At 63.6% G+C, this 18,218-nt stretch carries 15 protein-coding genes; 9 read left to right on the top strand and 6 right to left on the bottom strand.

The window, feature by feature from the left end; translation table 11 throughout:
- Positions 1-21 precede the first annotated feature (21 nt).
- Positions 22-573, bottom strand: a complete 552-nt coding sequence (locus RRF64_RS16205; RefSeq protein ID WP_323846956.1) for a response regulator transcription factor — start codon at positions 571-573, stop codon at positions 22-24.
- Entirely contained in the window at positions 570-1,850 is a 1,281-nt protein-coding gene (locus RRF64_RS16200) for an ATP-binding protein (RefSeq protein ID WP_323846955.1), read from the bottom strand. Before RRF64_RS16200 ends, RRF64_RS16205 begins: the two co-directional genes overlap by 4 nt.
- A 54-nt stretch (positions 1,851-1,904) precedes the next feature.
- On the opposite strand from RRF64_RS16200, the gene RRF64_RS16195 reads away from it, so the two are divergent.
- A complete protein-coding gene (locus RRF64_RS16195; RefSeq protein WP_323846954.1) occupies positions 1,905-3,260 on the top strand; it encodes an MATE family efflux transporter in 1,356 nt (451 codons plus the stop codon).
- Between the two features lie 28 nt (positions 3,261-3,288).
- Positions 3,289-4,287 carry an alpha/beta hydrolase gene (locus RRF64_RS16190; RefSeq protein ID WP_323846953.1) on the top strand — a complete coding sequence of 333 codons (999 nt, stop codon included), beginning with the start codon at positions 3,289-3,291 and terminating at the stop codon, positions 4,285-4,287.
- A gap of 119 nt (positions 4,288-4,406) precedes the next feature.
- Here RRF64_RS16190 and RRF64_RS16185 read toward each other — a convergent pair whose 3' ends face one another.
- Positions 4,407-6,188 (bottom strand): aminopeptidase P family protein, encoded by a 1,782-nt coding sequence (locus RRF64_RS16185; RefSeq protein ID WP_323846952.1) that lies wholly within the window; start codon positions 6,186-6,188, stop codon positions 4,407-4,409.
- 282 nt (positions 6,189-6,470) lie between these two features.
- Here RRF64_RS16185 and prfC point away from each other — a divergent pair, with 282 nt between their 5' ends.
- The 7 genes from prfC to rtcA all read left to right on the top strand — a co-directional run bounded on the left by prfC (position 6,471) and on the right by rtcA (position 13,425).
- Entirely contained in the window at positions 6,471-8,054 is a 1,584-nt protein-coding gene (gene prfC / locus RRF64_RS16180) for a peptide chain release factor 3 (RefSeq protein ID WP_323846951.1), read from the top strand.
- Positions 8,055-8,257: 203 nt separating this feature from the next.
- Positions 8,258-8,863, top strand: a complete 606-nt coding sequence (locus RRF64_RS16175; RefSeq protein WP_323846950.1) for a lysophospholipid acyltransferase family protein — start codon at positions 8,258-8,260, stop codon at positions 8,861-8,863.
- A 24-nt stretch (positions 8,864-8,887) separates the two neighbouring features.
- On the top strand, positions 8,888-9,655 hold the full coding sequence (locus RRF64_RS16170; protein WP_323846949.1) for a TSUP family transporter: 768 nt from the start codon (positions 8,888-8,890) through the stop codon (positions 9,653-9,655).
- Between the two features lie 4 nt (positions 9,656-9,659).
- Positions 9,660-10,013: a hypothetical protein gene (locus RRF64_RS16165; protein WP_323846948.1), complete on the top strand. Its 354-nt coding sequence runs from the start codon at positions 9,660-9,662 to the stop codon at positions 10,011-10,013.
- Between the two features lie 49 nt (positions 10,014-10,062).
- A complete protein-coding gene (locus tag RRF64_RS16160; protein ID WP_323846947.1) occupies positions 10,063-11,469 on the top strand; it encodes a M20/M25/M40 family metallo-hydrolase in 1,407 nt (468 codons plus the stop codon).
- 150 nt (positions 11,470-11,619) lie between these two features.
- Positions 11,620-11,970, top strand: a complete 351-nt coding sequence (locus RRF64_RS16155) for a DMT family protein (protein ID WP_323846946.1) — start codon at positions 11,620-11,622, stop codon at positions 11,968-11,970.
- Positions 11,971-12,381: 411 nt separating this feature from the next.
- Positions 12,382-13,425 (top strand): RNA 3'-terminal phosphate cyclase, encoded by a 1,044-nt coding sequence (gene rtcA, locus RRF64_RS16150; RefSeq protein ID WP_323846945.1) that lies wholly within the window; start codon positions 12,382-12,384, stop codon positions 13,423-13,425.
- Here the strand turns inward: rtcA and RRF64_RS16145 are convergent.
- The 3 genes from RRF64_RS16145 to RRF64_RS16135 all read right to left on the bottom strand — a co-directional run bounded on the left by RRF64_RS16145 (position 13,412) and on the right by RRF64_RS16135 (position 18,095).
- On the bottom strand, positions 13,412-13,939 hold the full coding sequence (locus RRF64_RS16145; protein WP_323846944.1) for a DsrE family protein: 528 nt from the start codon (positions 13,937-13,939) through the stop codon (positions 13,412-13,414). The genes rtcA and RRF64_RS16145 overlap by 14 nt on opposite strands.
- Before the next feature lie 66 nt (positions 13,940-14,005).
- Positions 14,006-15,889 (bottom strand): MFS transporter, encoded by a 1,884-nt coding sequence (locus RRF64_RS16140; RefSeq protein ID WP_323846943.1) that lies wholly within the window; start codon positions 15,887-15,889, stop codon positions 14,006-14,008.
- A 136-nt stretch (positions 15,890-16,025) separates the two neighbouring features.
- Positions 16,026-18,095, bottom strand: a complete 2,070-nt coding sequence (locus RRF64_RS16135) for a M13 family metallopeptidase (protein ID WP_323846942.1) — start codon at positions 18,093-18,095, stop codon at positions 16,026-16,028.
- Positions 18,096-18,218: the final 123 nt, after the last annotated feature.

Here is an 18,218-nt window from a genome sequence, read left to right as displayed (position 1 = left end):
GCCGATCCTACAATTCCTGGTTCACTGGCCCTTGGGCCTCTTCTGCAGCTTCCGCTGCAGCGTCCGCCGGTGCATGTCCAGGGCGCGCGCGGTCGCGGAGATATTGCCGTCGTTTTCCGTCAGCACCCGCTGTATATGCTCCCACGCCAGGCGACCGACCGAGGGGGGCTGCGCGGAGATCTCCGGCAATGCCGTGCCCGTCTTGTCGCCCGCCAGCGCCGCCGCCAGCTGCTCGCCGCCGGCGGGTTTGCACAGGTAGTCATCGGCCCCCAGTTTGATTGCCGCTACTGCGGTTGAAATGCTCGAGTAACCGGTCAGCAGCACGATGCGCGCTACGGGGTTGGCACTGCGCAGGGGCTCGATCAGTTCCAAGCCACTGTCGACATCGATTTTCAGATCCAGCAGGGCGCAGTCGAAATAGCGGCTTTCGATCAGCGCCCGCGCCTCGTCGACAGATGCCGCGCCCTGGGCATTGAAATTGCGCCGGCCCAGTGCGCGGCACAGCATGTCGCGGGCACTTTGATCGTCGTCGACGATCAGCAACTCTTTTTTAGGCCCTTGGTTTTTATTCAACTTGTCGCCTCCACGGGAGCGGGTGCCGCCTCGCCTGCAGTGCCGAGGTTGTCGCGCAGGGGGATAAATAGACTGGCGATGGTACCGCGGGCGGCGGGCGCGCGCGATGCGAGCGTCAGGCTGCCGCCCACCTGGTGCAGGGCCGCCTCGGACAGAATCAGGCCGATGCCAAATCCCCGCTTGGGCGTCGCGCCGCTGCCGGTATCGTGGCCGGAACCGCTGTCGATCACCTGCACCCGCAGTTGTTCTTCGCTCCAGTCCGCCACCACCTCAACCGGCTGGGTGCTCGCATCGGCGGCATTGTTCAAAAGGTTGATCAGCGTCTGCTCCAGCGTATAAGGCAATTTTGCGCGCGTACGCGCGCCACCCTGCTGGCGCAGCGAAAAGCGGGCCTCAGGGCGCAGTAGTTGCCAGCGTTCCAGGCAGCGCTCGAGAAATCGGGCTACTGGCTCTTCTTCAACACTATTCTCCGGATCGCGGGCACGGCTTTGCAGCTGTTCCAGTGCCTGCTTGCACAGGCTGACCTGCTGCTGCAGCAGCGCCAGGTCTGCGTTCCTTTCGGCAGCATCGTCACCGCGCTCCTGCAGTTCTTCCACCAGCAGCCCCATGGTCTGCAGCGGTGTTGCCAGCTCGTGGGCCGTACCCGCGGCCAGCGTGGCCAGCGACACTATCTGCTCGCGCCGGCTCTGCTCCTGGCGTAGCCGGTGCAGGTGGTCGTCACGCTCGCGCAGGGCTTTGGCCATGCTGTTGACGAAGCCGGCAATCAGCAGTGCGGAAAAGGCGAAAGTGGCCCACATGCCCAGCAGGTGCTGATAGAAGTCGCGGTTGCCGGACATCTGGTGTCCGCCGTGGTTGTTGTGGTCGTCGCCGGTGCCCGGGAATATGGTCATCAGCCCGGTATAGATGGCGATACTGAGCCCGGCCATCAGCCAGCTGTAGCGGCTGGGCAGGGTAGCCGCGGCGATGGTCAGTGGCACCAGCAGGTAGGTGACAAAGGGGTTGGCCGCGCCGCCGCTCACCGCCAGCAGGGGCGGCAGCCAAAGCCAATCCATGAGAAGATGGCCAAAGAATTCCCACTGGTGCAGCGGGCGCGATGTGCGGCTGCGCCAACCGCTGATCAGAGTCGTACAAAGTCCGAGCAGCACAAACAGCAGCGCCTCGCCGGAAATCGCGTCGGTCAGTAACAGTCCGGCGGCGAGAAAGCCGGACAGGGCGATGCCGCGCAGTGCCGTCAGGCGGCGCAGGTTGGTGATGGCGGTCTGATCCCGTGGGCTCATTTTTCTGTTTTTGTAGTGTTTGTTCTGATGGCTTTAGCGAAGAATTTACCGCAGTTGACCGAGGGTCCGGTTGCCGCGCACCTGCGCCGACTGGCCCTGCCCATGGTCTGGGGCATTCTCGCCACCATGTCCTTCAACGTGGTGGACACCTATTTTGTCGCGCAATTGGGCAGCGCGCCACTCGCCGCCATGAGCTTCACCTTTCCGGTGGTCATGGTCATCAACAGCTTCGCCATCGGTCTCGGTGCCGGCACCTCGTCGGCGGTGGCGCGGGCCTATGGCGCCGGCGATCACGCGCGGGTGCGGCGGCTGGTGACCGACGCGTCGCTGCTGGCGCTGTTGGTGGCGCTCTGTATCAGCGCCGTCGGCCTCGCCACCATAGAGCCGCTGTTCAAATTGCTCGGCGCATCGGCGGAGATGCTGCCGCTGATCGCCGATTATATGGTGCCCTGGTACCTGGGCGCGGTGTTTGCGGTGGTGCCGATGGTGGCGCTGTCGTCGCTGCGCGCCATCGGCAACAGTGCGCTGACCGGGCGCATCATGGTCGGGGTGGCGTTATTCAACCTGCTGCTGGATCCGCTGCTGATTTTCGGCCTGCTGGGTTTTCCGCGGCTGGAGCTGCAGGGCGCGGCTCTGTCCACGGTGATCGCCCGCGGTATCAGCTTTTTCGCCGCACTCTATTTCCTGATCCGGCGCGAACACCTGATGGCGGCGCCGCAGTGGAACCTCTCCTCGCTGATCGAATCCTGGCGCACCGTGCTGGCGGTAGGGCTGCCGGCGGTGGCCACCAACGTGATCATTCCGATGGCCGGCGGTGTCGTCGTGGCGCTGGTGGCCGCGCACGGCGCCGATGCGGTGGCCGGTCTGGGGGTGGCGCTGCGCATAGAGCCGGTGGCGCTGATCGTCTTCTATGCGCTATCGTCGGTGGTCGGGCCCTTTATGGGGCAGAACGCCGGCGCCGGCAAGGTGGAGCGGTTGTGGGAGACGGTCACTGTGCTGGCGCGCTTCTGTGTGGTCTTCGGCTTCGCCCTGGCGCTGCTGCTGTTTTTTGCCGGCCCGCCGCTGGCGGGACTGTTCAGCGATTCGCCCGAAGTGCTGGCGGTGGCCGTGGCCTACCTGACCCTGGTGCCGTTCAGTTACGCCGGCTACGGTTTTGTGATGTCCGCCAACGCGGCCTTCAACGGTCTCGGCCGGCCGCTGCCGGCCACCCTGATTTCATTCCTGCGCGTGTTCGGTGTCTACCTGCCGCTGGCGTGGGCGGGCAACCAGCTGTGGGGCATCACCGGCCTGTTCGCGGCCACTGCCGCCGCCAATCTGCTGCTCGGCGCGCTGGCCTGCTGGTGGCTGCGACGGGATATCGCGGATCGTGCCAGCGGGGGCGAGCTTGCCGTAAAATTGCCGGCACAATAACTGTAACGATAATCAGGGGGCACGGGATATGCGCCACTTCGCCGTACTTTTTTCCGCGGTCTTCTTTGCGCTGACCGCGCTCTGCGCCGCCGCAGCGGAAGACAATCCCTTCGATCGCTATCCGATTCACTTTGCCGAGATCGACGGTGTTTCCATCGCCTATCAGGATATGGGGCAGCCGGACGGCGAGCCGGTGCTGCTGGTAATGGGACTGGGAGCGCAGATGCTGCACTGGGGCGACACCCTGGTGCAGGGGCTGCTCGACAGCGGCTACCGCGTGGTGCTGCTGGACAACCGCGACGCCGGCCTGTCGCAGAAGTTCTACGACCTGTCCGCGCCGCCGGTCTGGTGGATGCTGGTGAAACAGAAGATCGGCCTCGGCGGCGAGCCCCCTTACAGGCTGCGGGATATGGCGAAAGATGCCGTGGGCCTGCTGGATCATCTGCAGATAGCGCGCGCCAATATCGTCGGCGCCTCCATGGGTGGGATGATCGCCCAGGTCATGGCAGCCGAATATCCCGCGCGGGTCGCCAGTATGACTTCGATCATGTCCAGCTCCGGTGCGCCGGATTTGCCGGAGGCGAAACCGGAGGCGATCGAGGCGCTGGCGATGGCTGCAAGAGGCGTCGAATCCCGCGCGCAGCGCATCCAAAACGGCATATTTATCTCGCGGGCGATCGGTTCACCGGAGTATTTCGATGAGGCCTATGCGCGCGACCTGGTGGAGCGGGTCGCCAATCGCGGCAGCTACGGTCCGGGCATGCTGCGCCAGCTGCAGGCGATCCTGGCCAGCGGCGACCGCTCACCGCTGCTGGCGACCATAGCGGTACCCACACTGGTGGTGCACGGCGAGGCGGATCCGCTGGTGCCGATTGCCCACGGCCGCGACACCGCGGAGAAAATTCCCGGCGCGCGCTTTGTGGCGATTCCGGGGATGGCGCATACGCTGGAACCCAAAGTGAGTGAGCTGGTGCTGCGGGAGTTGGTGCCGTTTCTGCAGTCGCAGCGGCAACTGGCCGCGGAGTGAATGTCGCTATCGTCATACCGGCGCAGGCCGGTATCCAGGATTGCGGCACAGAGCCTTCGGCAGCCCCCGAAACTGGGCCCCGGATCGAGTCCGGGGCAACGAATCTGGGAGTTCCGCGTTCAACCGATAGGCCGTGTAGCTTCTTCCAGCCAGGCCTGCGTCTTCTCGTTCACCAGCGGCATCAGTGTTTCCCGCACGCGCCGGTGGTAACTGTTCAGCCAGTCTTTTTCCCGCTCGGTCAGCAGCTCCGCATCGATCAGTTTCCTTTCGATCGGCACCAGCGTCAGTTCCTCGAACTCGAGGAAGCCGTGGTGCTTTTCGCTCTCCTTCACAAAGATCAGGTTCTCGATGCGCATGCCGTACTGGCCGGTCAGGTAGAAGCCCGGCTCGTTGGACAGGATCATGCCCGGCTCTAGCGCCACACCGGTGCTGACCTTGCCGATCCGCTGCGGTCCCTCGTGCACACTGAGAAAGCTGCCGACGCCGTGGCCGGTGCCGTGCGCGTAGTCGAGGCCGGCGTCCCACAGCGACTGGCGCGCGAAGGCGTCTATCTGCTCACCGCAGGTGCCCTTAGGGAAGTGCAGGGTGGCGAGGCCGATATGGCCCTTGAGCACGCGGGTGAAGTGCTCCTTGGCCAGGTGCGGAAATTCCCCCAGGGCCACTGTGCGGGTCACGTCGGTAGTGCCGTCCGGGTACTGGCCGCCGGAGTCGATCAGGTAGATGCCCTCCGCTTTCAGCGGCAGGCTGGACGCGCGATCGGCCCGGTAGTGCACTATGGCACCGTTCGGCCCATAGCCGGAGATGGAGTCGAAGCTGTCGTCCTGGAAGCCCTCGCGCGCTTCGCGCTTGGCGCGCAACAGCTGCACCGCTTCCAACTCGCCGAAGCTGTTATCGGCAGCGCCGGCGGCGACGGCGTCATCCAGTTCGGCGAGGAATTCGCACAGGGCCGCGCCATCGCGCTCGTGGGCGGCGCGGGCGCCGGCCAGCTCCACCGGGTTCTTGCACGCCTTGGCTCGGGTGATGGGGTCGCGCTCCTGCAGCAGTTCGATATCCAGAGCGCGCAGCTGCTGCAGCGTCCAGCAGTTGGTGATCAGCGGATCCACCCAGATCTTCGCCACGTGATGGCGCCTGGCGGCGGCGAACAGCTCGCTCTTGTCGTTGACCAGTGTCACGTCGCTGTCCAGGTGTTCGATCAGCGCCTCGCCGACCGCCGCCCCGGCCAGGTACAGGGTGGCGCTGCCGTCGCGGTAGAGCAGGGCGCTGGCCAGCGCCACCGGCAGATGCGGCACGTCGCTGCCGCGGATATTGAACAGCCAAGCACAGACCTCGGGGTTGGGCAGCCACAGGGCGTCGGCGCGCTTGTCCGCCAGCAGCGCGGCGATGCGCTGGCGCTTCTCCTTCGAGTGCTCGCCGGTGAAAGTGTGCGGGTGCGGGCGCGCCGGGCCGCAGGGGGTGGCCGGCCTGTCACTCCAGACGGCATCGACCGGGTTCAGCTCCAGCGGGCGCAGGGCGATATCGCGTTCGCCGAGGCGCTTTTTCAGCAGCGCCAGGCCGGGTTCCGTGTGCAGGCGCGGGTCATAGCCCAGGCTCTGGCCCTCTTTCAGTTGCGCGCACAGCCAGTCGGCGATGACGTTGTTGTCCAGGTTCTCCTGGTCGATCGGCTGGTCGCCGAGCTGCTGCTGGGCCTGCAGTGTGTAACGGCCGTCCACAAACAGCGCCGCGTGCTCAGCGCCGACCACCGCCATGCCCGCGGAGCCGGTGAAGCCGGTGAGCCAGGCCAGGCGCTCGTCGGAGGCGGGCACATATTCGTTCTGGTATTCGTCCCCGCGCGGTACCAGGAAGGCCTGCACCCCCTGGCGCGCCAGTTCTTCCCGCAGTGCCTGTAAGCGTTCCCGACTCATGGTTCACAACTCCTGATAAATTCGTGGCGACCCTGCTACCGGTAGCTCTTTGCGGGACACGGGCTAGGCGCCCCCCCTAAATACATCCCTGTAGGCTTGTCGGCCGGATCCCTCCGGCCGACAGTCCCGCAAAGAGCCACCGGTAGCAGGGCCTTCGCATCTGGCTGAATCATGCTGTTCAGCTTGAAAAAGCGCAGTCTACCAGCCCCCTTGTAGCTCTGCCGGCGTGTATAATGCGCGCCTTGTTTTTCCGCAGAATGCCGAGTTACCGAATCTTAGATTATGGGCCAGAGTTCTACCCAGGCGGGCTACACGGGCCGCCGCACCTTCGCGATCATTTCCCACCCGGACGCCGGTAAGACCACGGTGACCGAAAAACTGCTGTTGTTCGGGAATGCGATCCAGCTGGCCGGTTCGGTCAAGGGCAAGAAGGGCCCGCACGCGCGCTCCGACTGGATGGCCATGGAGCAGGAGCGGGGCATCTCCGTGACCTCCTCGGTGATGCAGTTTCCCTACAAGGGGCGCACGGTGAACCTGCTGGACACCCCCGGTCACGAGGACTTCTCCGAGGACACCTACCGGGTACTGACCGCGGTGGACTCGGCGCTGATGGTGATCGATGGTGCCAAGGGCGTCGAGGACCGCACCATCAAGCTGATGAATGTCTGCCGCCTGCGCACCACGCCGATTCTGTCGTTCATCAACAAGCTCGACCGCGATATCCGCGACCCGATCGAGGTGATGGACGAGATCGAGCAAGTGCTGAACATCCAGGCGGCGCCGATCAACTGGCCGCTGGGTTCCGGCAAGAACTTCAAGGGCGTCTACAACCTCTACACGGATACCATCCACGTGTACAAGCAGGGGCAGGGCCACACCATTCCCGACGACATCCGGATCAAGGGGCTGGATTCCGCCGAGGCGGACGCGCTGCTGGGCGAGTACGCCGACGATATGCGCGAGGAAATCGACCTGGTGCGCGGCGCCACCCATGAGTTCGATCTGGAGGCCTACAAGGCCGGCGAGCTGACCCCGGTGTTCTTCGGCACCGCGCTCGGCAACTTCGGCGTGCGCGAAATGCTCGACGGTTTCGTCGAGTGGGCGCCGGGCCCGCAGCCGCGCGCGACCAACGAGCGCCAGGTCGAGCCGAGCGAGGACAAGTTCAGCGGTTTCGTGTTCAAGATCCAGGCGAACATGGATCCGAAGCACCGCGACCGCATCGCCTTTATGCGCGTCTGCTCCGGCACCTACAATCGCGGCATGAAGATGAAGCATGTGCGCATCGGCAAGGACGTGAAGATCGCCGATGCGGTGACCTTCATGGCCGGCGACCGCACCCATGTGGAGGAGGCCATCGCCGGCGATATCATCGGCCTGCACAACCACGGCACCATCCAGATCGGCGATACCTTTACCGAGGGCGAGAGCCTGAAATTCACCGGTATCCCGAACTTCGCGCCGGAACTGTTTCGCCGCATCCGCCTGAAAGACCCGCTGAAACTGAAGCAGCTGCAGAAGGGCCTGCAGCAGCTGTCGGAGGAGGGCTCCACCCAGGTGTTCTTCCCGCTCGACAACAACGACATCATCGTCGGCGCCGTGGGGGTGCTGCAGTTCGAGGTGGTGGCCTACCGCCTGAAGGACGAGTACAAGGTCGAAGCCATCTACGAGAACGTGAACGTGAATACCGCGCGCTGGGTGGACAGCGAGAGCGCCAAGGAACTGGAGAACTTCAAGCGCAAGGCCAGCATCAACCTGGCCCTGGACGGCAGCGGTCACCTGACCTACCTGGCGCCGACGCGGGTCAACCTGCAGCTGGCGCAGGAGCGCTACCCGGAGATCCGCTTCTACGCCACGCGCGAGCATTAATTACGTGATTCGGAGAGTGTGCTGAACGCAATGCGAAGGGCCTACTGACGGGAGCCTCTTGCGGGACCTTATGAGGCATGGATGCCGATTAGAGCCTCCAGGGATGGATGCACGGCGTGTCCCGCAAGAGGCTCCCGTCAGTAGGTCCGCTGGCGGCGGTTTTGAGCGCCCGGATCAAGTGGGAAATCGAGAGACAGGACAAAGTGAGCATTCCAAAAAACCTACCCGAAGAAATGCCGCGCATCGGCAACTGGTTTACCCAGGGCATCGGCCTGCTGATCGTGAAGATGCTCGGCTGGCGTCTCGAAGGCGAATTCCCGCCGGAGAAACAGCTGATGGTGGCGCTGGCCCCGCACACCTCCAACTGGGACTTTGTCGTCGCCATGCCGTTTATCCTGGCGCTCAAGCTGAAGGCCTCGTGGATGATGAAGAAAGAGGCCTTCTTCTTCCCGTTCAAGCACCTGTTTATGTGGCTCGGCGGCATCCCCACCGACCGCGCCGCGCCGGGCGGCATGGCCAAGCAGGTGGCCACCCAGTTCCGCGAAAACGAAAAGATGTGGGTGGCGATCACGCCGGAGGGCACGCGCAAGAAAGTGGCCAAGTGGAAGAACGGCTTCCTGCGTATCGCCTACGCGGCCAACGTGCCGATTCTGCTGATCGCCTGGGATTTCCCCAACAAGCGTATCCGGGTCGATTCCCTCTACCGGCCCACCGGTGACCTGGAGGTGGACATGCGCGAGATACAGCGTCGTTTCAGCAAATACCAGGGCTGCAATCCGGAAAAGCAGACAGACTTTATCGAGGATTAATCCAAGCGCGCGCTAAGGCATCCAGTGTTGGAAGTTACCGGCGATCTCTCCCTGATTACCTGCCTGATACTGACTGCGGTGGCCTTCGCCGCGGGCTTTATCAGCGCTATCGCCGGCGGCGGCGGCATTATCACACTGCCGGCGCTGCTGTGGGCCGGCGTGCCGCCGCTGGACGCGCTGGGCACCAACAAATTCCAGAGCGTGTTCGGCACCCTGTCCTCGGCGATCAACTTCTTCCAGAAGGGGCACCTGGACCTGCGCCCCCTGTGGCCCGGCCTGCTGGCCGCCGTCATAGGCTCGGCGCTCGGCACCTGGAGTGTGACCCAGCTGGGCGGCGAGCAGCTGCAAAAGCTGTTGCCGATACTGTTGATTGCGATAGCGCTCTACTTCACCTTCTCGCCGCGCATCTCCGATATCGATGGAAAGCCGCGCATGGGCAACGGCCTGTTCAATATCCTGATCGGCGGCGGTATCGGTTTCTATGGCGGCTTCTTCGGCCCGGGTATGGGTTCCATCTATGCGCTCGCCTTTGCCGCACTGCTCGGCTACAACATGCGCAAGGCCACGGCGCACACCAAGCCGCTGGTGCTGGCCACCAACGCCACTTCGATGCTGATCTTTATGCTCGGCGGCCACCTGTTGTTGTGGCTGGCCATCAGCATGTCGGTGGCGCAGTTCGTCGGCGCGCGACTGGGGTCCAACCTGGTGATTTCGCGCGGTGCGAAGCTGATCAAACCGGTCATCATCCTCGCTACCATCGCCGTGGCCATCAAGCTGCTGCTGGAGACCTGAAATCGTGACCATACTGATCACCCTGCTGCTTTCCTTTTGCGTCTTCGCCCTGATAATCTGGGCGCTGATGCATATGCGCACGCCGCGCTTCCGCATGGACCGCAAGGATTTTCTCCAGGGGCTGGAGGATGTGCTCGCCGGCCAGGCAGACGACAACGAGTGGCGAGTGCTCACCGGCTACCCGATGCGCCACGATCCCAAGCTGGAGCGGTTGCGCCTCGAGTGCCTGGAGATCGAAGAGGCCGAATACACCGGCGGTTCGCCCTACCTGTTTACCGAGGTCGGGCTGGAGCGGCTGCGCGGCGTGCGCCGCCGCCTGCTCGCGGCCGGAACCGACACCGGACCCGACAAAGAATAGAAAACACATCCAACCATTCATCCAACGGGCTTTTTGCAAGGATAAAACCATGTTCAGACCACTGCTGACCCTGACCGGCGGACTGATTGCGGCACTGGCCGTAACCGCGGCCCAGGCCAAGCCGCTCTCTCCGGAGGATCTCTCCGTGGCCGAAGTGCTGCGCGACCGCGCGCTGGAGTCCTCCGATGCCTACAGCATCGTCGAGTCCCTGACCGTCGAAGTCGGCCCGCGCCCGGCCGGCTCCGAGGGCGATCGCCGCGCGGTAGCCTGGGCGCAGCAAAAAATGAAGGCGCTGGGCTTCGACCGCGTCTACACCGAGCAGATCGAAGTGCCGCGCTGGAACCGCGGTCACGCCCACGCGCGCGTGGTGGCGCCCTTCCCGCAGCCGCTGGTGGTCACTTCCCTCGGCTACAGCGTCGGCACCCCGCAGGGCGGCATCACCGCCGAGATCGTCGAGTTCGCGGATGTGGAAGCGCTGATCAAGGCGCCCGCCAGAAAGGTCAAAGGCAAGATTGCGTTTATCAATAAGCGCATGGAGCGCGCCCGCACCGGCGAGGGTTACGGCCCGGCCGTGGGCGGGCGCAGCAAGGGCATGCGCGCCGCCGCCGAGAAGGGCGCCGCCGCCCTGATGATCCGCTCCGTGGGCACCGACTCCGACCGCTTCGCCCACACCGGCATGATGTCCATCGACGGGGTGGAAAACCCGGTGCCGGCGCTGGCCCTGTCCGCGCCCGATGCCAATCTGCTGGAAGCCATGCTCAAGCGCGGCAAGCCGGTAGAGGTGCAGCTCGACGTGCACAACCAGCGTCTCGAGGACGGCCCCTCCTTTAATGTGATCGGTGAAATTACCGGTCGCGAGAAACCGCAGGAAGTGATGATCATCGGCGCCCACCTGGATTCCTGGGACGAGGGCACCGGCGCACTGGACGACGGCGCCGGCGTGGCCGTGGTAATGGAAGCGGCACGGATGATTGCCGAACTGCCGCAGCGCCCGCGCCGCACCCTGCGTGTCGTTTTATTCGGAGCGGAGGAGATCGGCCTGGTCGGCGCCAAGCAGTATGTGGACGCGCACCGCAGCGAGCTGGACAATATCGTCGCCGTGTCCGAGTCCGATTTCGGCGCCGGCAAGATCTGGCGCTTCGATACCCGCCTGCCGGAGAACAAGTTCGACATCGCCGACCAGATGATGCAGCTGCTGGCGCCGCTCGGTATAGAGCGCGGCAACAACAAGTCCAGCGGCGGCCCGGACAGCAGTGTCTTCGTCGCCCAGGGCGTACCGGCTTTCGGTCTCTACCAGGACGGCAGCGACTACTTCGACTACCACCATACGCCCAACGACACGCTGGACAAGGTGGATGCTGACACCCTCAAGCAGAATGTCGCCGCCTGGGTGGTGATGTCCTTCCTGGCGGTGGAAATGGAGGGAGACCTGGGGCGGGTGCCGACCGAACACTGAGCGCGGCGCGGGGTCTATACCCGCCGGAAACGGCTGCAACTTCTAACCCCGCCTGGAGCGGGGTTTTTTGGTCCTGTTCCCAGCGTCCCGGAAATTTTTTGTAGTTTTGATCTGCCGCGCCAAGCGGCATTGCGTAGGTAAAGGTAGACGATGCAACCGGTGGTGATTTCCATTTCCCTACTGCTGTGCAGCAATGTTTTCATGACGTTTGCGTGGTATGCGCATCTCAAGGAGCTCAACAACAAGCCCTGGATCATTGCCGCGTTTCTCAGCTGGGGCATAGCCCTGTTCGAATATATGTTCCAGGTGCCGGCAAACCGGGTCGGGTTTACCGTGCTGTCGGTGGGGCAGCTCAAGATCATTCAGGAGGTCATTACACTGAGTGTGTTCGTGCCCTTCTCCGTGATGTATCTCAAGGAACCACTGAAGCTCGATTACCTGTGGGCAGGCATCTGTCTGGTGGGGGCGGTTTACTTTATGTTCCGCAGCAAGTTCGCCTAGCCGCCGCGCACCGGGAATCCGGGAGGCACAGCCCGGGTCGGAAAATGTTCCGACGGGAAATTAGTCGGGCAAGTATCGTGTCAGAATTTTTGCGCCGAACCCGCCGATGTTTCTTATGATTTAACCATTGCTAACTAAAAACTGTGTCGCGCCGCGCCGCTTTGGCACTGCGTGCCCGCATGTCCTGTGCCATGCTGGCAGGCGAATGCCGGCCCGGCTCGGGACATTCCCGCAGGCTGCCCTCGCGCCGAGCCAGCCGGTTTACGGTTGCGGTGGGGCTCTGGCGATTCGTGCAGGGTAGGCAGCGCATTCAATATAAGATCCCGGCGGTTCAATCAGTCCGTGCGTGGTGACCGCCGACGAGTGCGCCTGCGCAGTGCGCAATGCCCTGGCGTGCAAGGAGATACGGCGGTGAGCTGGCTTGAAATTGACGGAAGTTTCGGCGAGGGCGGCGGCCAATTGAGCCGCTATGCGGTGGCCCTGGCCGCGATCAGTGGCCGTCCGCTCCATCTCCGAAATATCCGCGCCCGGCGCGCCCGGCCGGGGCTGATGGCGCAGCACCTGACGGCTCTTAGAGCCGCGGCAGCGGTCGGTGGCGGCTCGCTCGAAGGTGCCGAATTGGGCGCGGCGGAAATTTACTACAGGCCGGGCCCTATTCGCGGCGGTGAATACCATTTCGATGTCGGCACCGCGGGCAGCATAGTACTGGTGCTGCAGGCGCTGCTGCCGGTGGCACTGCACGCCGACGCCAGGGTGGACCTGACCATCACCGGTGGCACCGACGTGAGGATGGCACCGCCGGTGGATTACCTGCGCATGGTGTTTCTGCCCTGGCTCGCCCGCATGGGGGCCAGAGTGTGTGTCGAATCGGTGCGCCGCGGCTACTACCCCAAGGGTGGCGGACTGCTGAAACTGCAGGTGGAGCCGTGCAGATCGCTGCAGCCCCTTGTGGCGGAGGCGCCGGGTGCACTGCGGCAGGTCAGCGGTGTGGCCCATGTCGCGCACCTGCCGTTGCATATCCCGATGCGCATGGCGACGGCGGCCCACGGCGTCCTGGCTGGACTCGGTTCTGTGCAGATTGAAGTCGAGGTATTGCGAGATGCCGAGGCGTTCGGCACGGGCGGGGCTATAGTGCTGGCGGCCGAGACCGAGCAGGGCATGCTGGGGGCGGCTGCCGTGGCCGAGCGGGGCGTGCCGGCCGAGCGTCTGGGTGAAGACGCCGGCTACGCACTGCGCGCCGAACTGGAAGCGGGGGCGGCGGTGGATATCCATGCCAGCGACCAGCTGCTGATCTACGCCGCGCAGGCACAGGGCACCTCGCGACTGCTGGTGCGCAAGTTGAGCCAGCACGCGCGGACGGTGATGTGGCTGATCGAACAGTTTCTGCCGGTCGAGTTCAGGGTCGAGCCCCGACAGGGGCTCTATCGGATAGAGGTCCGGCCTAGAATGGGTTGATCGTGTAGCCCTGCTGCTGCAGCAGTGCGTGGGCGGTCATTGCGGAAAGTGCAACTTCTACACCGTTCACAAGCTGCGCGTTTTCGATGCCGTGGTAGGCGGCCGACTGGCCGCAGATAATCACGCGGACCTGGCTTTTCAGCAGCGCCTGCAACAGCTCGGAATTGGCGTTGCCGGAACCGAAGCGCGCCTTGTGACTGGCATCGCTGAGCAGGTCGAAGCCTGCCTTGCCGTGCACCACCAGCGCCAACTCGATATTGTCCGCGGGTATGCCGTTGGCGGCGTGCATGTTGAGGAAGCGGGCGAGACTCTCGAAATTCCGGTTCACCTTGCCTGCGTCGCCCTGCTCGGCGACATCGAACGCCACCTTGAAGCTTTCCTTGCCGGTCAGTGGTTGTGTCTGTCTGACTTCCCCGTGCGCGCCATACTGGCTGATCAGCGGTCCCTTGCTGAACTCGGCGGCAGCAGCGCCGGCGGAGGTCATTGCGAGCAGAGCGAGTAAAATTCGTTTCATAAAGTTCTTAACTGTAGTTTTTGTTCTGAACGAGCAGTCGGCCGTGGGCTTTTTGGATTCGCGCTATCAGAGCTGTTCCCCGCGCAACCCCAATACCACCCGGTGCAAGTGATCCGGTTTGGCCGTGCCGGCATCCAGTGGTTCGCCTGCCACCACGCACACCCGGGACCAGAAGCGCTTCGGCCTGGTGGTAAAGGCGTGGCCGCCCTTGTGGCTGAAGAAGCTGCCCCAGAGACCGCGCAGGGCCATCGGGATCACCGGCACCGGTGTGCGGGTGAGGATTTTCTCGATGCCGGCCTTGAACGGTCGCATTTCGCCGTCCTTGGTCAGCTGGCCCTCGGGGAAGATGCACAGCAGGTCGCCATCCTTCAGCCCCTGTTCGATTTCTTCGAACGCCTTTTCATAGCCGGCGGGGTCCTGCGTCCTGGAGCAGATCGGAATGGCGCGGCCGGTGCGGAAGATAAAGTGCAGTACCGGGATCTCGTAGATCGGCTTGTACATGATGAAGCGGATCGGGCGGCGCACGGCGCCGGCCAGCAGCAGGGCGTCGACGTAGCTGACGTGGTTGCAGGCGATGATCGCCGGGCCCTCGGCGGGGATACGCTCCAGCCCCTCGTGCCTGACCCGGTACATGGTGTGGGACAGCAGCCAGACCAGCAGGCGCATGGCGAATTCCGGCACCTTGCTGAACACGAAAATCGCCACGGCCGCGTTCATCAGCGCGATCACCATAAAGAACTGCGGTATGGAGAAGTCGAGCAGGCTCAGGAAGACGATGCCCAGCACCGCAGAGACCACCATAAACAGCGAGTTCATGATGTTGGTCACGGCGATCACCCGCGCGCGCAGGGCTTTGGCGGTGCGCTCCTGGATCATCGCGTAGAGGGGCACTATATAGAGGCCGCCGAAAACGCCGATCAGTGCCAGGTGGAACAGGAACGCCTGGGCACCCGGGCTGCCCCAGAAGGCGGTCAGCGACACTTCCCCGAGCGGCGCCAGGCCGCCGCCGATCACCGACAGGGCGATGCCGCCGTAGGTCAGGCCGGCCGCGCCCAGCGGCACCAGCCCCAGTTCGATGCGGCCGCCGGACAGTCGTTCGCACAGCAGCGAACCGATGGCGACACCGACGGTAAAGCTGCACAGCAGCAGGGCCACCAGCGGCTCGTCGCCGCCCAATACGTTTTTGCCGAAACTCGGTATCTGGGTCAGGTAGGCGGCGCCGAGCAGCCAGAACCAGGAGATGCCGACAATCGCGTAGAAGATCGCCGGCGTCTTGGTGACTTCGCGCAGCATATGCGCGGTCTGGCGGTAGGGATTGAGTTCGATTTTCAGGTCCGGCACCGGCGCCGGTGCAGAGGGGATGCCGCGGCAGACCAGATAGCCGGCCAGCGCGATGGCGATAATCAAGCCGCCGATCCAGTCGCTATTGCCGTTGGCATCGCTGGCACCGGACAGGATGGTGCCGACAATGGTGCCGCCGAGAATGGCGACGAAGGTGGCCATCTCCACCAGGGCGTTGCCGCCCACCAGCTCGGTCTTGCGCAGGTGCTGGGGCAGTATCGCGTACTTGATCGGGCCAAAAAACGCGGACTGCACCCCGAGCAGGAACAGCACCGTCAGGCACAGGGCGTTGCTGCCGCTGATCAGCGCCACCACACCCACCAGGCTGATACCGATTTCCGCCAGTTTGATTCGGCGGATCAGGAAGGCCTTGTCGTACTTGTCTGCCAGCTGGCCGGCGGTGGCGGAGAACAGGAAAAAGGGCAGGATGAACAGGCCCGCGGCCAGGTTGTTCAGCGCGTTGGCCTGGTCCGCGGCCAGGCGGAAGGCGATCATCACCATCAGCGCGCTCTTGAACACATTGTCGTTGAAGGCGCCGAGAAACTGGGTCAGGAAAAACGGCAGAAAGCGGCGGCTGGCCAGCAGCTGGAACTGGTTTTTGTGGGCCATTGGCCTGTTCCCTATTTGACGATTTCGCCTATGGTACGCCAAATTCTGCAAGTACAAAAAAGCCCCGCGGTGCGGGGCTCTTGTCGGCGGGCCTGTGGTCCGCATGCCGAGCTGGAGCTCGGCATTCCGGGGGGGATTACCAGATCACCACGCGTTCCTCTTCCGGCAGGTACATGCCGTCGCCTTCCTTGACTTCGAAGGCGGTGTAGAAGGCCGAGATGTTCGGCACTACACCCTTCACGCGGTACTCGGCCGGCGAGTGCGGGTCTGTTTTCAGGCGCTCACTCAGGGCCTCGTCGCGGATCTTGCTGCGCCACACCTGGGCCCAGCCCATAAACAGGCGCTGGTCGCCGGTAAAGCCGTCGATGATTGGCGCCTCTTTGCCCTCCAGGGACATCTTGTAGGCCTTGTAGGCGATGCCGAGACCGGACAGGTCGCCGATGTTTTCGCCTAGGGTCAGCTCGCCGTTGATGTGCTCGCCGTCGATGGGCTCATAGGCGTTGTACTGGGCTACCAGCTTGCCGGTGAGCTTTTCGAAGTTCTCGCGGTCGGAGTCGGTCCACCAGTTGTTCAGGTAGCCCCTGCCGTCGAACTTGCTGCCCTTGTCGTCGAAGCCATGGCCGATTTCGTGGCCGATAACACCGCCAATTCCGCCGTAGTTCACCGCATCTTCCGCCTGCATATTGAAGAAGGGCGGCTGCAGGATTGCGGCGGGGAACACGATCTCGTTCATCGCCGGGTTGTAGTAGGCGTTGACGGTTTGCGGTGTCATGCCCCACTCACCGCGGTCGAGGGGCTTGCCCAGCTTGCCGCGCTCGTAGCTCGCTTCAAACAGGTGGGCCGCCAGTACGTTGCCCACCAGGTCGTCGGCGCTCACCTGCAGGCCACTGTAGTCGCGCCACTTGTCCGGGTAGCCAATCTTGGTGGTGAAGTTGGCCAGCTTGTCCAGGGCCTGCTTGCGGGTTTCCTCGCTCATCCACTGCAGGGACTCGATGGATTCGCGGTAGGCCGCCTTCAGGTTGTCCACCAGGTGCACCATGCGCGCCTTGGCTTCCGGCGGGAAGTGCTTCTCCACGTAGCGCTTGCCCACCAGTTCACCGACGGAGCCGCTGACGAACTCGACGGCGCGTTTCCAGCGCGGTTCCATCTGTTCCACACCGCGCACCGCGGTACTGTAGAAGTCGAAATGGGCCTGGGCCAGGTCGCTGTGCATATAGGGCGCCATGGCGGTCAGCACCTTGATCTTCAGGTAGCGGTGCCAGGTGTCCATGCCGGTATCGGCGATGATGCCGTTGGCCGCCTGCAGGTACTCCGGCTGGCCAACCACGACGTTTTCGGCCCTGTCCAGCATGGCCTTGGGCAGGTAGCTGTCCCAGTTCACTGCTGGCATCAGCTCGGCAAGTTCCACCAAGGACTTCTTGTTGAAATACTTGTCCGGATCGCGGTTGTCGACGCGGCTGCGGTGGTGTTCGGCCAGGCTTTTTTCCAGTGCGTAGATCTTGTCCGCATAGACTTCAGCCTCTTCCAGGCCGGCCAGCTGCTGTACCTTCACCAGGTAATCCATGTAGGCCTGCTGCAGTTTCTGGCCCTTCTCGGACTCATCGAAGTAGTAGTCGCGGTCCGGCAGTCCCAGACCCGCCTGCCACATGAAGGCGATGTAGTTTTCCACATCTTTCATGTCCTGGTAGATAAAGGCACCGAAGGGCACGTCGTAGCCGATGGTGTCGGCGTAGGCGAAATAATCGGTCAGATCTTTGCGCGACTCGATACCGTCAATCTTGGCCAGCTCGCCCTCGAGCGCCGCCAAGCCTGTTTCCTCGATCAGCTTCTCGTTCATGAAGCTGTTGTACAGGTCGCCGATCTGCTTGGCACCGGCGCTGCTGGCATTCTCTCCGGCTTCCATGATCAGTGCCTTGACCTGCTCGGTGCTCTTGTCGCGCAGGATGGTGAAGCCGCCCCAGCGGGACTTGTCCGCAGGGATTTCCGTGTTCTTCATCCAGGTGCCGTTGACGTAGGCAAAGAAATCGTCCTGCGGGCGCACGCTGGTGTCCATCGCGTTCAAGTCGATACCGGAGCCGAGTTCCGCCTGCTGAACCGCGGCGCTGCTGGCGGTGTCGCCGGCGCTCTGCTGGCTCTGCGGCGCTTCGGACTTGGAGCAGCCGGCGACTATGCCGGCGATGGCGAGAGATAGGAGTAGTTTGTTCATTGTTGGCCTTTGTTGGGCTGATTATTCCGCAGCCATAGTAAGTGGTTGCGCCCGGCAGGGGCAACCTGGCTGCGGTCAGCGGGAGTCTGTCCGCGGCGAAAGGTCGACTGGGGGAAAACAGAA

Source organism: Microbulbifer magnicolonia (assembly GCF_035117725.1).
GTDB lineage: Bacteria > Pseudomonadota > Gammaproteobacteria > Pseudomonadales > Cellvibrionaceae > Microbulbifer > Microbulbifer magnicolonia.
Note: the sequence above shows the minus strand (reverse complement) of the source record. Positions and strands in the feature narration are given on the sequence as shown.

Coding starts and splice junctions, on each gene's coding strand:
- RRF64_RS16185 (WP_323846952.1), bottom strand. CDS start 6,188: ATGAGTCGGGAACGCTTACAGGCACTGCGGGAAGAACTGGCGCGCCAG.
- prfC (WP_323846951.1), top strand. CDS start 6,471: ATGGGCCAGAGTTCTACCCAGGCGGGCTACACGGGCCGCCGCACCTTC.
- RRF64_RS16145 (WP_323846944.1), bottom strand. CDS start 13,939: ATGAAACGAATTTTACTCGCTCTGCTCGCAATGACCTCCGCCGGCGCT.
- RRF64_RS16160 (WP_323846947.1), top strand. CDS start 10,063: ATGTTCAGACCACTGCTGACCCTGACCGGCGGACTGATTGCGGCACTG.
- RRF64_RS16155 (WP_323846946.1), top strand. CDS start 11,620: ATGCAACCGGTGGTGATTTCCATTTCCCTACTGCTGTGCAGCAATGTT.
- RRF64_RS16190 (WP_323846953.1), top strand. CDS start 3,289: ATGCGCCACTTCGCCGTACTTTTTTCCGCGGTCTTCTTTGCGCTGACC.
- RRF64_RS16140 (WP_323846943.1), bottom strand. CDS start 15,889: ATGGCCCACAAAAACCAGTTCCAGCTGCTGGCCAGCCGCCGCTTTCTG.
- RRF64_RS16135 (WP_323846942.1), bottom strand. CDS start 18,095: ATGAACAAACTACTCCTATCTCTCGCCATCGCCGGCATAGTCGCCGGC.
- RRF64_RS16200 (WP_323846955.1), bottom strand. CDS start 1,850: ATGAGCCCACGGGATCAGACCGCCATCACCAACCTGCGCCGCCTGACG.